General features: G+C 59.8%; 9 protein-coding genes and 1 pseudogene. 6 read left to right on the top strand and 4 right to left on the bottom strand.

The features are described from left to right. Positions 1 to 70 precede the first annotated feature (70 nt). The 4 genes from ACTJKX_RS32555 to ACTJKX_RS32540 all read left to right on the top strand — a co-directional run bounded on the left by ACTJKX_RS32555 (position 71) and on the right by ACTJKX_RS32540 (position 6,711). Positions 71 to 1,192 carry an efflux RND transporter periplasmic adaptor subunit gene (locus ACTJKX_RS32555; RefSeq protein ID WP_440727785.1) on the top strand — a complete coding sequence of 374 codons (1,122 nt, stop codon included), beginning with the start codon at positions 71 to 73 and terminating at the stop codon, positions 1,190 to 1,192. Beyond that, positions 1,189 to 2,280, top strand: coding sequence for an efflux RND transporter periplasmic adaptor subunit (locus tag ACTJKX_RS32550; RefSeq protein ID WP_394315387.1), 1,092 nt, complete (start codon positions 1,189 to 1,191; stop codon positions 2,278 to 2,280). Before ACTJKX_RS32555 ends, ACTJKX_RS32550 begins: the two co-directional genes overlap by 4 nt. Continuing rightward, positions 2,277 to 5,366 carry an efflux RND transporter permease subunit gene (locus ACTJKX_RS32545; RefSeq protein WP_440727784.1) on the top strand — a complete coding sequence of 1,030 codons (3,090 nt, stop codon included), beginning with the start codon at positions 2,277 to 2,279 and terminating at the stop codon, positions 5,364 to 5,366. Before ACTJKX_RS32550 ends, ACTJKX_RS32545 begins: the two co-directional genes overlap by 4 nt. Before the next feature lie 64 nt (positions 5,367 to 5,430). Next, positions 5,431 to 6,711, top strand: a complete 1,281-nt coding sequence (locus ACTJKX_RS32540; RefSeq protein WP_440727783.1) for an alpha/beta hydrolase — start codon at positions 5,431 to 5,433, stop codon at positions 6,709 to 6,711. A 179-nt stretch (positions 6,712 to 6,890) separates the two neighbouring features. Here ACTJKX_RS32540 and ACTJKX_RS32535 read toward each other — a convergent pair whose 3' ends face one another. From ACTJKX_RS32535 to ACTJKX_RS32525, 3 genes and pseudogenes are all read right to left on the bottom strand, one after another. Further along, entirely contained in the window at positions 6,891 to 7,166 is a 276-nt protein-coding gene (locus ACTJKX_RS32535) for a LysR substrate-binding domain-containing protein (protein WP_394315390.1), read from the bottom strand. A 36-nt stretch (positions 7,167 to 7,202) separates the two neighbouring features. Continuing rightward, a pseudogene (locus ACTJKX_RS32530) lies at positions 7,203 to 7,331 on the bottom strand (SDR family NAD(P)-dependent oxidoreductase); the annotation flags it as partial. 178 nt (positions 7,332 to 7,509) lie between these two features. Continuing rightward, the gene (locus ACTJKX_RS32525; RefSeq protein ID WP_440727782.1) at positions 7,510 to 8,088 is read right to left on the bottom strand and encodes a TetR/AcrR family transcriptional regulator; all 579 of its coding nucleotides are present in this window, start codon (positions 8,086 to 8,088) and stop codon (positions 7,510 to 7,512) included. Between the two features lie 86 nt (positions 8,089 to 8,174). Between ACTJKX_RS32525 and ACTJKX_RS32520 the strand changes: the two genes are divergently transcribed. Then, positions 8,175 to 9,287, top strand: coding sequence for an efflux RND transporter periplasmic adaptor subunit (locus tag ACTJKX_RS32520; RefSeq protein WP_440727781.1), 1,113 nt, complete (start codon positions 8,175 to 8,177; stop codon positions 9,285 to 9,287). Then, positions 9,287 to 12,403, top strand: coding sequence for an efflux RND transporter permease subunit (locus tag ACTJKX_RS32515; protein ID WP_440727780.1), 3,117 nt, complete (start codon positions 9,287 to 9,289; stop codon positions 12,401 to 12,403). Before ACTJKX_RS32520 ends, ACTJKX_RS32515 begins: the two co-directional genes overlap by 1 nt. 387 nt (positions 12,404 to 12,790) lie before the next feature. On the opposite strand, the gene ACTJKX_RS32510 is transcribed toward ACTJKX_RS32515, so the two are convergent. After that, positions 12,791 to 14,428, bottom strand: a complete 1,638-nt coding sequence (locus tag ACTJKX_RS32510) for a GMC family oxidoreductase (protein ID WP_440727779.1) — start codon at positions 14,426 to 14,428, stop codon at positions 12,791 to 12,793.

The following is a 14,428-nucleotide window of genomic DNA, read 5'->3' as shown; positions in this document are numbered from 1 at the left end:
GACACGAGCAGCCATATTCAGCAAATGAAAAAACTGAACGGTTTAGTTTAGTTTGATGAATGGATGCCCGATGCGGTGGCCGCTTCGTTTCCCTCGACAATCAACCTCTTTCCTTCTGAGCGGGCTCGCCCTGGCATTGGGCGGATGCGGCGACAAGGAAAGTTCACCCGTACCTACGCCGCTTGCTGTGCAGGCTCAGATCGTGACCGCGTCGCAAAAAATCCAATCAGTTGCCCTGACTGGAGAAATAAAGGCGCGTGTTCAAAGCGACCTTGCATTTCGCGTCACAGGCAGACTCACTGAACGCTTTGTCGAAATCGGCGATCATGTCGAAGCCGGCCAGATGCTCGCGAAACTGGAACCGCAGGAGCAGGAGGCGGACGTCGCCAGCGCGACGGCGGGCGTTCAGTCGGCTGAAGCGACCTTGCGCCAGACAACCGCCGCCTTTGATCGGCAACAGACCCTGCTCGCCAATGGTTTCACGACGCAGGGCAATTATGACAATGCCCTGCAGGCTCTCCAAGCAGCTCGCGCGACCCTCGACGCCGTTCGCTCAAATCTTGGGACAGCCAGGGAACAGCTTGCCTACACGACGCTGACCGCCAGCGCATCGGGCATCGTGGTCTCGCGAAGTGCGGAGGCGGGGCAGGTCGTCGATGCAGCCCAGTCGGTCTTCACCGTCGCGCGCGACGGGGAGCGCGACGCTGTCTTCGAGGTCAATGAAGGACTTTTATCTCACCGACCGGCCGACGGCTCAATTGAGGTTGCGCTGGTATCCGATCCCACAGTCATCGCGATCGGCCATATCCGCGAGGTGGCCCCTGCAGTTGATCCTTCGACCGGCACCGTGCGCGTCAAATTTTCAATCGATGCTCCGCCCGCCGCGATGACTCTCGGCACCGCCGTCACAGGGACAGGTCGGTTCCAACCCGGCAAAGTGTTCGCTCTACCATCAAGCGCGTTCTTTACTCAAAACGGTAATCCCGCCGTTTGGACGGTCGATCCGCAAACTCATGTTGCGACGATCAAGCCGATTTCCGTCGATAGCTATCGAACAGATGAGATCCTGGTCGCAGACGGTCTGCAGAGCGGCGACGTCGTGGTGACGGCCGGCACACAATTGCTTCATCCTGGCCAGACGGTGACCCCGCTGATGCCGGTAGGGCAGGTCAACGGGGAGGCCTCGAAATGAGACCCGCTCTGTTGTTTGTCACGGCCGCCGTCCTGGCCGGCACGTTGGTGGGTTGCAACTCCAACGGCGAAGATACCCAGGCACCTACGTCCCCAAGACCCGTCGTCACCATTCTGGTCAAACCTCTCGAGAACCAAACGATCGGGTTCGCCGGCACTATCCAGCCCCGCTTTCAAACAGATCGGGGGTTTCGTGTCCTTGGTCGTCTGATTTCCCGGAATGTCGAGGTCGGAGACGTCGTATCCCGAGGCCAGATATTGGCGCAGATCGACCCGCAATTGCTGGATCTTGCAGTGCGGGCGAGTGAGGCCGACCTCGCCAAGGCGCAGGCTGCCCTCGCGAACACCTCCGCGGCGGAGAGCAGGATCAACACCTTGCTGGCCAAACGCGTCGCCAACCAGGCCGATTTCGACACTGCTCAGCAGTCGCGTGAAGCGGCTGCCGCCACCGTGAAGCAGGCTCAGGCCAGCCTTGCCAAGGCCCGCGAGCAGCGCAGCTACGCTATTCTGACGGCGGACGAGGCTGGCGTCGTCACGAGCGTGGATGCTCAGATCGGTCAGACCGTGATTGCCGGCAACAAAGTCATGACGATCGCCCGAACCGATATAAGGGAAGCTGTCGTCGATGTTCCTGATGAGACGGCGAGAAGTCTCAAGCAGGGTCAGTCATTTACAATCCAGCTCCAGGCGGATTCCTCTGTTACGACAAGCGGAAAACTCCGCGAGATTGCGCCTCAGGCTGATCCGTCGACACGCACACGCCGAGTGAAGATCACACTCGATCAGACCGTCGATGCATTCCGGCTGGGCACCACGATCACTGTCTTCTCGAAACGGCAAACGACGACGCAGCAGGAGTTCGAGATCCCCTCCTCCGCGGTACTCGACCGCAGCGGTGTCACCGTCATCTGGCTGCTCGACACCCAGAACAAAACCGTACGCACCGTGCCTGTCACTGTAACGGGCCGAGACAAAACCAAAGTGCAGGTCGCGGGCCAACCGCTGGCCAACGCGCGGATCGTGACTGCTGGCGTCAATAGCTTGTCCGAAGGGCAAAAAGTCGAGTTTGATGAAAGGATCTCCCCGTGACGCGCTTCAACCTTTCCGAATGGGCGCTCCGGCACCGCTCCCTCGTCTGGTATTTCATGCTGGTGGCCTCGCTCGCTGGGCTGCTCTCATATTTCAACCTCGGCCGGGCGGAAGATCCTGACTTCACCATCAAGACGATGATCATCCAGGCACGCTGGCCCGGTTCGACCGTCGGGGACATGTCCGCTCAAGTCACCGATCGGATCGAAAAGAAGCTCGAGGAACTGGATAACTTCGACTACGCCAAGAGCCTCAACTCGCCGGGCATGACAACGATCTTCGTCAATCTCAAGGACACGACCAAAGCCAAGGACATTCCCGCGACCTGGGTCAAGGTTCGTAACATGGTCGACGATATCAAGGACCAGTTCCCCGATGGGGTGGTCGGCCCGACATTCAATGACAGCTTTGGCGATGTCTATGGGAACATCTACGCCCTTACCGCCGACGGCTATAGCCAACGCCAGTTGCGAGACTATGCCGAGGCCATTCGTGCCAAGATCCTGGCGGTGCCGGACATCGGCAAGGTCGATCTGATCGGAGCACAGGACGAGGTCATCTATCTCGAATTTTCGACACGTCAGATTGCGGCGCTTGGCCTGACGCAGCAATTGATCGTCGACAGGTTGCGCGCGCAAAACGTGATCGCCCCCTCGGGTACGCTCGAAGCTCAGGGCGAACGGATCAGTGTGCGTGTCGGTGGCCAGTTCACATCTGAAGAGAGCCTGCGAGGCATCAACCTGCAAATCAACGATCGTTTCTTTCGCCTGGGTGACGTTGCCAACATCAGCCGCGGCTACATCGACCCGCCGACCTCACTTTTCCGGGTCGGCGGAAAACCGGCGATCGGGCTGGCGATCGGCATGAAACCGAATACCAATCTGCTTCATTTTGGCGAGACCCTGAAGAAGCAAATGGCCAAGATCGAGTCCGAGCTTCCGGTCGGGATCGGCGTGCATCAGGTCTCTGACCAGCCTGCCATCGTCGAGGAGGCAGTCGGCGGTTTTACCAAAGCACTGTTCGAGGCTGTCGCGATCGTGCTGGTCGTCAGCTTCATTAGTCTTGGCTTGAGGGCGGGGCTGGTGGTGGCCGTGACGATTCCGCTCGTACTCGCCATTACCTTCGTGGCGATGGAGCTCGCCGGCATTTCGCTGCAGCGGATCTCCCTGGGTGCTTTGATCATTGCCCTTGGCCTATTGGTCGATGACGCGATGATTGCGGTCGAAATGATGGTGGCGCGGCTGGAAGTGGGCGACACTCTCCGCAAAGCTGCGACGTATGTCTATACCTCGACGGCATTCCCCATGCTGACCGGCACGCTGGTGACAGTCGCCAGCTTTATCCCTGTCGGGCTGAACAACAGCGCGGCGGGCGAGTTCACCTTCACGCTGTTCGTCGTCATCGCAGTCTCGCTGTTGGTGTCGTGGGTTGTCGCGGTCCTGTTCGTTCCACTTCTCGGTGTAACACTGCTCCCGAAGACGATGAAGCAGCATCACGGGGAGTCTGGTCGGTTCACCCGCCTGTTCGGCAGTCTGCTGCGCTTTTGTGTGCGTTGGAAGTGGCTCACGATCGCCGCCACGGTACTCGCATTTGGGCTCTCCGTCGGAGGAATGCGCTTCGTTCAGCAACAGTTTTTTCCATCGTCCGATCGGCGTGAGCTGATCATCGACTGGACCGTCGCGCAGAACGCTTCGATCAACGAGACGCGTGCCCAAATGGATCGCTTCGAGAAGCTCGCCCTCGCAGGGGATCCTGATACCGAGCAGTGGTCTTCCTATGTCGGTCAGGGCGCGATCCGCTTCGTGCTGTCCTATGACGTGCAGCCCTCCAGTCCCAACTTCGGTCAGATCGTCATCGTGGCCAAAGACATCGCGGCGCGCGATCGACTGCACGAGAAGTTACGGGCGATCATTAAACGAGACTTCGTCGGCACCGATGCCTATGTCCACCTGCTCGACATCGGCCCTCCCGCCGGTCGCCCGGTCCAGTACCGCATCAGCGGCCCGGACCTGCAAATCGTGCGGAATCTGGCGCAGAAGGTTGCGGCGACGCTCTCCGCCAATAGCAACCTCAGAGATATCGTCTATGACTGGAACGAGCCCGGCCGCGTGGTGAAGGTCGACGTCCTACAGGACAAGGCCGCACAACTTGGCATCACCTCCGAGACGATTGCCACCGCACTCAACGGCATTGTTGGCGGTTCGGCCGCGACGCAGGTTCGCGACAATATCTATCTGGTGAACGTCATCGGCCGAGCCCGCGACGGGGAGCGATCCTCCATTGAGACCCTGCAGAATTTGCAAATTCAGACGAGCGCAGGCAAGTCAGTTCCACTCGCCGCGGTCGCCAATTTCCGCTACGAATCCGAGCAGCCCGTGGTCTGGCGTCGCGCTCGATTGCCGACGATTACCGTTAAGGCGGCGGTCGATACTTCCGTTCAGCCGGCCACTGTCGTCGAACAGCTGACTCCTCGGATAGGCGAGATTATCAGCTCGCTTCCGGTCGGCTATGGCATCGCCCTGGGCGGGTCCGTCGAGGAGAGTGCCAAGGGACAGGCCCCCATCATCGCCATTATCCCGGTCATGCTGTTTGCCATGGCGACGATCTTGATGATCCAGCTCCAGAGTTTCCAACGTCTCTTCCTCGTCGTCGTCGTTGCGCCCCTGGGATTGATCGGTGTGGTCGGGGCGCTCGTCCCGAGTGGAGCACCACTCGGCTTCGTCGCCATCCTCGGCGTATTGGCGCTGATCGGCATCTTGATCCGCAATTCTGTCATCCTGGTCATCCAGATCGAGCAGCTACGCGGGGAGGGCAAGGACGGTTGGACGGCAGTGGTGGAGGCGACGGAGCATCGCATGCGTCCGATCATGCTGACCGCGGCCGCCGCCAGTCTGGCGCTGATCCCGATCGCGCGTGAGATCTTCTGGGGCCCGATGGCCTACGCGATGATGGGGGGTATCATCGTGGGGACGGTACTGACGCTCCTGTTCCTGCCGGCGCTCTATGTCGCTTGGTTTCGCTTCGAGGAGCCGAAACGGCAGGTTGAGCCGCCAGTTACGCTGCCCGCTCAGATTCCGGCGACCTAGCAAAACTCTGCGGCGCCGGGGCTGGGTCCCGGCTCGCTCTCCTCGATGCCAGGGCCAGACCGAGATGACCGACCTTTATATTGCTGCCAGTTCTCGGCTGACTTGCTCTGGGCACAACTGCGGCAAAGCCGCCATCCGAGATCTGCGATCGATACGAGCGTTGTTGTTCTCTGCACTTCTTTGCCTTTTGGCCGGGTGCGCGACGCGGCCGGAAGCAGTGCTTCGGCCCATATCGGCGAAAGCTCCCAATGCCAGCCAGGTCAACATGCTTGTCGTCACCACGCGTCAGGCCGTCCAGGATCCGGGTCAGCTTTACTCGGGCGAACGCGGGACGGCGATCTCCTTCGACAGCATAAAAATCTCAATCCCGCCGGATCGCAGCCGCAACATCGGTGAGATACAGTGGCCTGGACATTCCCTGGCAAATCCCGAACGGGAATTTGCCGTGCTCGGGGTTCGGAAAGTGGCATCCGAACGGCAGGTCCTTGATTGGTTTCGTGGAAACCGCAATTCCAAGAGACAAGCAGTCATCTTCGTTCACGGCTTCAACAACACCTATGCTGATGCGGTGTTTCGCTTCGCCCAGCTTAAGCACGATGCGGGCATCACTGCGGCGCCAATTCTCTTCACCTGGCCGTCTCGTGGAAGTGTTTTCGACTACCTCTATGATAAGGAGAGCGCCAATTATTCACGACGTGCGCTGGAAGACTTGATCATTCAGGCGGCGAGGAGCCCAGACGTCGGTGAGATCACGATCGTTGCACACTCCATGGGAACCTGGCTGGCCATGGAGGCTCTGCGTGGTGTCGCGATGCGCCAAGGGGGTGTTCCCGCAAAGGTCAACGATGTCATTCTTGCGTCCCCTGATATCGACGTTGACGTGTTCCGCCGTCAGATGGTTGAAATGGGACCGAAACTCCCCCGCTTCACGATATTCACCTCAACCAGCGATAAGGCTCTTGCGATGTCTCGCTGGCTTTCGGGCGGGATCAATCGAGTCGGGGGTACGGATCCGACGCCTTATGCGGATATTCTTAAGCGTCTCGACATCACCGTGATCAATACCAACGGTCTGGAGTCGAAGGACGCGCTCGGTCACAATGCCTTCGCTGACAGCCCCAAAATCATAGGCTTGCTGGGGCGCCAACTTGCAGGGCAGTCGTTACAGCCTAAGCAAACGGCCTTGGCCAATCGAATAGAAGGATTCGCCAATTTTGCCGGCTCGGCGACCCGAGCGGCCATCTCGCTTCCGATCGCCGTTGCTAATCACAAGACACCGAATCTCCCAGGCCAGGAAGCGTCGGGCCCAAAGTCCAAGATCACGGATGGCCAGATTGCCTACTGAGCCGCTTCTGGTTTAGATGAAGATAAGCCTGCGCCTCCAAAGCTTTTGCTTCCTCCATTTTTTTGAGGGTACCACGCCTCCCCCACTGTAGTCGCAGGGCAGGACAACATCCATGGTGACCTCGGGTTTTAACTTCTGAAGGCTTCACAAGAAGCCATGTCGGCGTGACAGTTTTCGATTCACATCACAGTTCTGGCGAGCTCAGTGGCAAGCCATTCGCGGAACGCCTTGATCTTGGGGATATGTGCCTTCGACCTGAGGAAGAGAAGGTGGTGGCAGACGAGGCTCGGTCCCGTCATGCCGAAGGGCGGGAAGAGCCGCCCCGTCTCCACCTCACGCTGGACAAGGAGGCGGCTCTCAAGCCCCAAGCCAACACCGTCGACCGCAGCGCTAATCGACATCAAGGAACGGTCAAAGCGGCGGCCACGATCGGTCGCGATGCCGCGCACGCTCATCTAATCTAACCAGTCGCGCCAGGACACGAGATTGTCTTTGGCGCCCTCCCGACGGCTGGTTCCGAACACGCGAAAGCCAGCTTGCCGCAGAGCATTTGCCGTTGCACGCCCGATGCCGGTCGATGCGCCAGTCACCACGGCGACACCAAGATTGGTCTTGGTCATGGACTCTTGCTTCTTTCTCTACGTTGTGAGGTCGCAGCGGATTTGCGAGCGGCAGTGTAAGGATGTGACCGAAGCCCATCGGCTTGCAGTCGTCAGTGGCCCGCTCATCGACCAGGCCAGGATGGCTTCACTTGGTGCGTGTCTAATTTAAACCGAGTCAGCGGCGGCTAATGTCATTTCAGGTTGCGACAGCCTCGCGGATATGATGCGCAGCCGAAGTCAGAAAACTCTGCGCAAGCTCAGGGTCGTTCACCACGCGCGATAGCGTCAATGCGCCAAGCATTGTCGAAAGAATGGCCATTGCCTTGCCGTTCGTTGGCTCGCCGTCCGCCCCGGGAAGCATGCTGCCGAGCGCCTCAAGATGCGTCTTAATTCCGGCTTCGAACGAGTCCTTCACACTTGTGCCCTGTCTTGCTGCATCAGAGCCCAGCGCGGCAATCGGACAGCCGTCCATCTTCTCCTGGCTGTGCTCCATGCTGAGATAGAAGCCCAGCACTGCGCCAAGCGGATCATCAGGATTTGCCGCAACCGCGGCGGCCCATCTTTGCCCAGCGCTTTCCATCGCTCGTTTGGAGGCCTGCGCCGCCAAGTCTTCCTTCGACGCAAACTGCTTGTAAAAGGCGCCCTGGGTCAGGCCAGCTCCCTTCATCAAGTCCTTGAGCCCGATGCCGTCAAAGCCGTGCTCGCGAAAAAGGCGGCCCGACACATTGATCACGGCTTGGCGGTTTTCCTCGGCCTGAACGCGACTTACCCGCATCACTGATCCTCGTATTTAGATTGCATTCGTAATCTATATCAGATATAGAGGTCGAACGCAATCTATCTTTCAAAGAGGCCACGGACATGAAACTGAAGCCCGTTCTGGTTGGGGCAGGTGCGCTGGTCGCAGCATTGGGCGTGGCCGGGTTCGTTGTGCTTTTGGCGCGGCCCCACGAAGCTTCGGCTGAAAGCGACCCCAGACAGGAACCGCCTTTGGTCAGAGTGATACGGGCAGGCAACGCGGTCGAAAACGAGCGCAGCTTCACCGGCCTCATCGGGGCCAGGGTGCAGAGCAATCTCGGCTTTCGCGTTCCCGGCAAAATCCTGGAACGCCTGGTTAATACGGGTGAACAGGTGAAGGCCGGCCAACCGTTGATGCGGATCGACGAAACGGATCTTCGCCTCGCAGTGACGGCAAAGCGCAACGCTGTTGCCGCAGCACGGGCTGCCTTGGTTCAGGCGAGCGCAGACGAGAAGCGATATGCAACATTGGTGAAGAGCGGACTGGCAGCGACCCCGCAACGTTATGACCAGGCCAAGGCAGCCCTCGATACCGCCCAGGCACAAGTTGCCGCGGCCGAGGCGGATGCCAAGGTCGCAGAAAACGAGGCGACCTATTCCGTCCTGGTCGCAGATGCCGATGGAACGGTCGTCGAGACACTCGGGGAACCAGGTCAAGTTGTCTCCGCGGGCCAGCCTGTCGTTCGGCTTGCCGTGGCCGGGCCTCGCGAAGCAGTGGTGGCCCTTCCCGAGACGATGCGGCCTACGATCGGTTCTGTAGCCGAGGCGACTCTTTTTGGAAGCGACGAACATCCCTACACGGCGCATCTGCGCCAGTTGTCGGATTCCGCCGATCCGCAGACCCGCACTTACGAGGCTCGCTATGTGCTCGATGGCAAGGCCGCAACAGCTCCGCTCGGCGCAACAGTTACCATTCGAGTCGCAAGCCAAGCGGACCAGCCGCAGCGCCAGATTCCTCTTGGAGCCGTGCTTGATGACGGCAGCAAAACCGGCGTCTGGATACTCGATCCAGCCACTTCGACTGTGCATTTCCGCCCTATACACCTTGTTCGCATGAGCAGCGAAACGGCCATGATCTCCGGGCTGAACGAGGGAGACTCCGTTGTCTCCCTCGGGGCTCATCTCCTCCAGGAAGGCGCACGCGTCAAGACCGTGTCTGAGAGCGGGAGCCGGTGATGTCGTTCAATCTTTCCGCGATCGCAGTGCGTGAACGGGCTGTTACCCTGTTCTTCATTCTCCTGCTGGTGGCTGCGGGCGCATATGCCTTCGTCATGCTCGGACGGGCGGAGGATCCCAATTTCACCATCAAGACCCTGACCGTCACGACCGCATGGCCCGGGGCCACGGCACGGGAGATGCAGGACCTCGTCGCCGAACCGCTGGAGAAGCGGCTTCAGGAATTGACCTGGTACGACCGTGTCGAGACGACGACGCGGCCCGGCTATGCCTATATGACGGTAACACTGAAGGACAGCACACCTCCGTCCATCGTGCAGGAGGAATTCTATCAGGCCCGCAAGAAGTTGGGAGACGAGGCTCGCAATCTACCGCCCGGCGCCCTCGGCCCGTTCGTCAACGACGAATATTCGGACGTGAGTTTCGCCCTTTATGCGCTCAAGGCCAAAGGCCTTCCGATGCGCGAACTGGCCAGGCAGGCCGAGACCATCCGCCAGGAACTCCTGCATGTTCCCGGCGTGAAGAAGATCAACATCATTGGTGAGCGCCCCGAGCAGATATTTGTCGAGTTCTCCTATCCCAAACTGGCAACTCTGGGTGTATCGGCCCAAGATATCGTCACTGCCTTGCAGCGACAGAACACTGTCACTCCAGCGGGCTCCATCGGTACCCAGGGTCCGCAGGTTTTCATTAGGGTCAATGGGGCCTACGACAGCGTCAAGACGATCGCCGATACACCGATCGTTGCTGCAGGGCGAACGTTGAAGCTTTCCGACATCGCCGACGTCCGCCGCGGATACGAAGACCCACCCACCTACATTATCCGACGTCAGGGCGAACCCACCATCATGCTCTCAGCAGTCATGCAGGAGGGATGGAACGGACTAGAGCTCGGCAAGGCGCTCGAGGCGAAGTCCGCAGGAATCGCCCAGGCGATGCCGCTTGGGCTGACGCTTGAAAAGGTTACCGACCAGGCTGTCAACATCTCCTCGGCAGTTGACGAATTCATGCTGAAGTTCGCGATGGCCCTAGGGGTGGTGCTGCTGGTGAGCCTGCTCAGCCTCGGCTGGCGCGTTGGCATCGTCGTGGCGGCTGCCGTGCCGCTCACGCTTGCTGTTGTCTTCCTTATCATGCTGGAAACCGGCCGGTTCTTCGACCGCATCACCTTGGGCGCACTGATCCTTGCACTTGGTCTGTTGGTGGACGATGCGATCATCGCCATCGAGGTCATGGTGGTGAAAATGGAAGAGGGCATGGATCGCATCAAGGCGGCGGCTTATGCCTGGAGCCACACTGCTGCACCCATGCTCTCCGGGACACTGGTGACCATAGCTGGTTTCCTGCCGGTGGGATTTGCCCGATCCACGGCGGGGGAATACGCCGGCAACATCTTCTGGGTTGTTGGGTTCGCCCTTATTGTCTCCTGGATTATCGCAGTCGTCTTCACCCCTTATCTCGGCGTCAAGATGCTTCCGGCGTTCAAGCCGATCGAAGGCGGACATCACGCGATCTACGATACGCCGAACTATCGGCGCTTGCGGCGCCTCATCACATTTGCAGTGCGCCACAAATTCGCCACCAGCACCATCGTCGGCATTGCTTTCGCTCTCTCGGTTGTCGGCATGGGAGCCATCAAACAGCAATTCTTCCCGACATCCGATCGTCCCGAAGTGCTGGTGGAGGTACGCCTGCCCGAAGGCACGAGCATCGAGACGACGACGGCCACGGTCAAAAAGTTGGAGAAGTGGCTGGACAGCCAGCCCGAGGCCAAGATCGTCACAAGCTATGTCGGGCAAGGCGCGCCGCGCTTCTTCTTTGCGATGGCGCCCGAATTGCCCGACCCAGCCTTTGCAAAGATCGTCGTCCTGACGCCAGACGCTGAAGCGCGTGAAGCTTTGAAGCATCGGCTCCGAGCGGCTCTAGCACAAGGACTTGCTCCCGAAGCCTATGCGCGTGTCACTCAACTCGTGTTCGGGCCCTATACGCCTTTCCCGGTCGAGTTCCGGGTGATGGGCCCCGATCCTGCGCAACTGTACGGGATCTCCCAAAAAGCTCTCGATATCATGCGCAGTGTGCCGGACGTCAGGCAGGCTAACCGTGACTGGGGCAATCGCACGCCCGTGCTTCGCTTTGTTCCCGATCAGGATCGTCTGAACCTCATTGGTCTCTCGCCGGCGGAGGTGAGCCAGCAGTTGCAGTTCCTCCTCACCGGCATCCCCGTTACCCAGGTTCGCGAGGATATACGCAATGTCCCTATTGTGGCGCGTAGCTCCGGCGGCGAGCGCCTGGATCCGACACGCCTTCAGGATTTCTCATTGATGAGCCGGGACGGCCGGCAGATCCCGCTTGGCCAGATCGGACACTCTGAAATCCGTCTGGAAGAGCCGATCCTGAAACGCCGCGACCGTACGCCTCTCATTACGATCCGTTGCGACATCAATGAGGCGACCCAACCTCCGGAGGTATCCAAGCACATCATGTCGGCCCTTCAACCGCTGATCGCGTCACTCCCGGCGGGCTACCGCATCGAGATGGGCGGATCGATCGAGGAAGCTGCCAAGGCCAATGTTGCCTTGGGCAAGGTCTTCCCGGTCATGATCGCCGCCACGTTGATTGTCATCATGCTGCAGGTGCGATCCTTCTCGATGATGGCCATGGTGTTGTTGACCGCACCGCTCGGGCTTGTAGGTGTCGTGCCTATGTTGCTGGCGTTCAATCAACCTTTTGGATTCAATGCGATCCTGGGGCTGATAGGGCTGGCGGGCATCCTGATGCGCAACACGCTGATCCTGACCGAGCAGATCAAAGAGAACCGGGCAGCTGGCCTCGACGATTATCACGCTGTTATCGAGGCCACGGTGCAGCGCACAAGACCAGTGATCCTAACCGCACTCGCAGCCGTGCTGGCGTTCATTCCCCTCACGCATTCCGTCTTCTGGGGGTCGATGGCCTTCACGCTGATCGGCGGCACGGCGGCGGGCACGGTGCTCATCTTGCTGTTCCTCCCAGCGCTCTATGCTGCGTGGTTCCGGATCAAGCCGACTGCGATTGACTTCCATTCGCAGACTTCCGCGGGCGAGCAAATAAGCTCGCACGCAGCGATTGCCGCCGAATAAGGCACTATCGTTGGGTCGAGTACTCTGTGTCCACTTCAGGGCTTTGACGATGCTTTCAAGGATTCAACGGCAGCTTCGGCGCAAACGCAAAAACCGTCCTCACGGTCAGATCAGGACGATTATTGATTTATGGCAGAATTGGTTGCGGGGACCGCAACCAATTCTTACGCCGCAAGTACGCCACTGCGGTAGTAATCATGATTTCTCTCGATAAACTACGATTGAGGCGATTAAGCTTCAGCCGATTTCGACAAAGAACGCCTTTTCTTGCTGAGCTTCCCGGCCTTCAATCTTGAGCGACACCTTCGCCTCCCGAATCGTAGGAAGCTAGCACTTGGGCTGGGGTGCCATCAGCGCTCAATCCTGAGCCTGGCCCAGCGACAACGTCTACTGCTGATCGCGCAAAATATCAGCGGCGCGCTCGCCGATCATGATGCAAACCGCATTCGGATTGCCGGATATCAAGGTCGGCATGATTGAAGCGTCGGCCACCCGCAATCCCTCGATTCCTCGGACCCGCAGTTGCGGGTCGACGACAGCCATTTCATCCCCGCCCATACGGCAGGTTCCCGCAGGATGGAGCGCCGCATGGGCCTCTTGCTGGCAGAAGGCTCTGATATCGGCCCGAGCCGTCAATTGGCGTGACGGCGTGTGCCTGGCCGCCAGATACTTCGCGATGGCCGGTTGTGACATGATGTCGAGAGCGGCCATCGTCCCATCCGTGAGGGCGTCGAGATCATAGGGATCGGAGAAATAACGCGGCGCGACCCGCAGGTTGTCGGCGAAATCGGCGCTGGCGAGCGTCACCTCCCCTCTCGAGCGAGGCCGGATCTGACCGAGATTGACGGTGCAGCCATTGCCGCCGGGCACCGCCTCGACACCTTCCTCGATGCCGGCGCCGACGACCATGAAATATTGGATGTCCGGCGTCGCCTGGCTCTTGTCGCCCCACCAGAAGGCGCCGCCTTCAATGAGGTTGGAAGCGGCCGGTCCATGGCGGAACAGGGCATAGTTCAAGCCCGCCAGGGCCTTCCAGTGCAGTTTTTTGTATTTGTCATAGCTGTGCGGACCGTTGAGCTGATAAATCAGCGAAATCTCGATGTGGTCCTGGAGATTTTGGCCAACGCCCGGCAGGTCGGCATGAATACCGATGCCATGGCGCGAGAGCTGCGCGGCCGGACCGATCCCCGACAGCATCAGAAGCTTGGGCGTGGCTATCGCACCGCTTGAGAGGATGACCTCCCTGCGTGCCTGGTAGACGCATCGGGTGGCGCCCTGGATGCATTCGACACCGACCGCGCGGCCTCTCTCGATGATCACGCGCGTCACGGCCGTTTCCGTAAGGACCCGAAGGTTGCGACGCCGGCGGGCCGGCTCGATATAGGCGGTGGCGGCAGAACTGCGCCGTCCGTTGCGGGCAGTAATCTGATAAAATCCGCATCCCGCCGGATCGCCCGAATTGAAGTCGGAATTATAGGGCAACCCCGCCTGCTGGCAGGCCTGAAGCCAGGCGCGCGTCAGCGGATGGATATGGTCGATGTCGGAAACACCGAGCGGGCCACCCACACCATGCACGTGGTTGCAGAACCGGTTGTTGTCCTCGGCACGCTTGAAATAAGGCAGCACGTCGGCATAGCCCCAGCCTGTCGCCCCCATGGCAGCCCACCGCTCATAATCGCCCGGAACACCCCGGATATAGATCATAGCATTGACGGAACTGCCGCCGCCCAGCACCCGTGCCTGCACCATGGTCGGATTTTGGGGCTGTCCCTGCTCCGATGTCGGCTCCCAGGCGATTCGCTTGAGCAACGAGCCTTGCGCCGTCTTGTAATAGGCACCGGGAATATGGATGTAGGGGCTGCGGTCGCGCGGCCCTTCTTCCAGAAGCAGGATGTCCAGATCCGGGTCTCCCGACAGGCGGGAGGCGACGACGCAGCCGGTGGAGCCGCCGCCGACGACGATATAGTCGAATGTCCGGACATCCGCCGACTGAGATGCGAGAATGCCGAGGCGAGCCGATCCCAT

The sequence above is a fragment of the Labrys sp. 22185 genome, from assembly GCF_052045555.1.
Lineage (GTDB): Bacteria > Pseudomonadota > Alphaproteobacteria > Rhizobiales > Labraceae > Labrys > Labrys neptuniae.
Note: the sequence above shows the minus strand (reverse complement) of the source record. Positions and strands in the feature narration are given on the sequence as shown.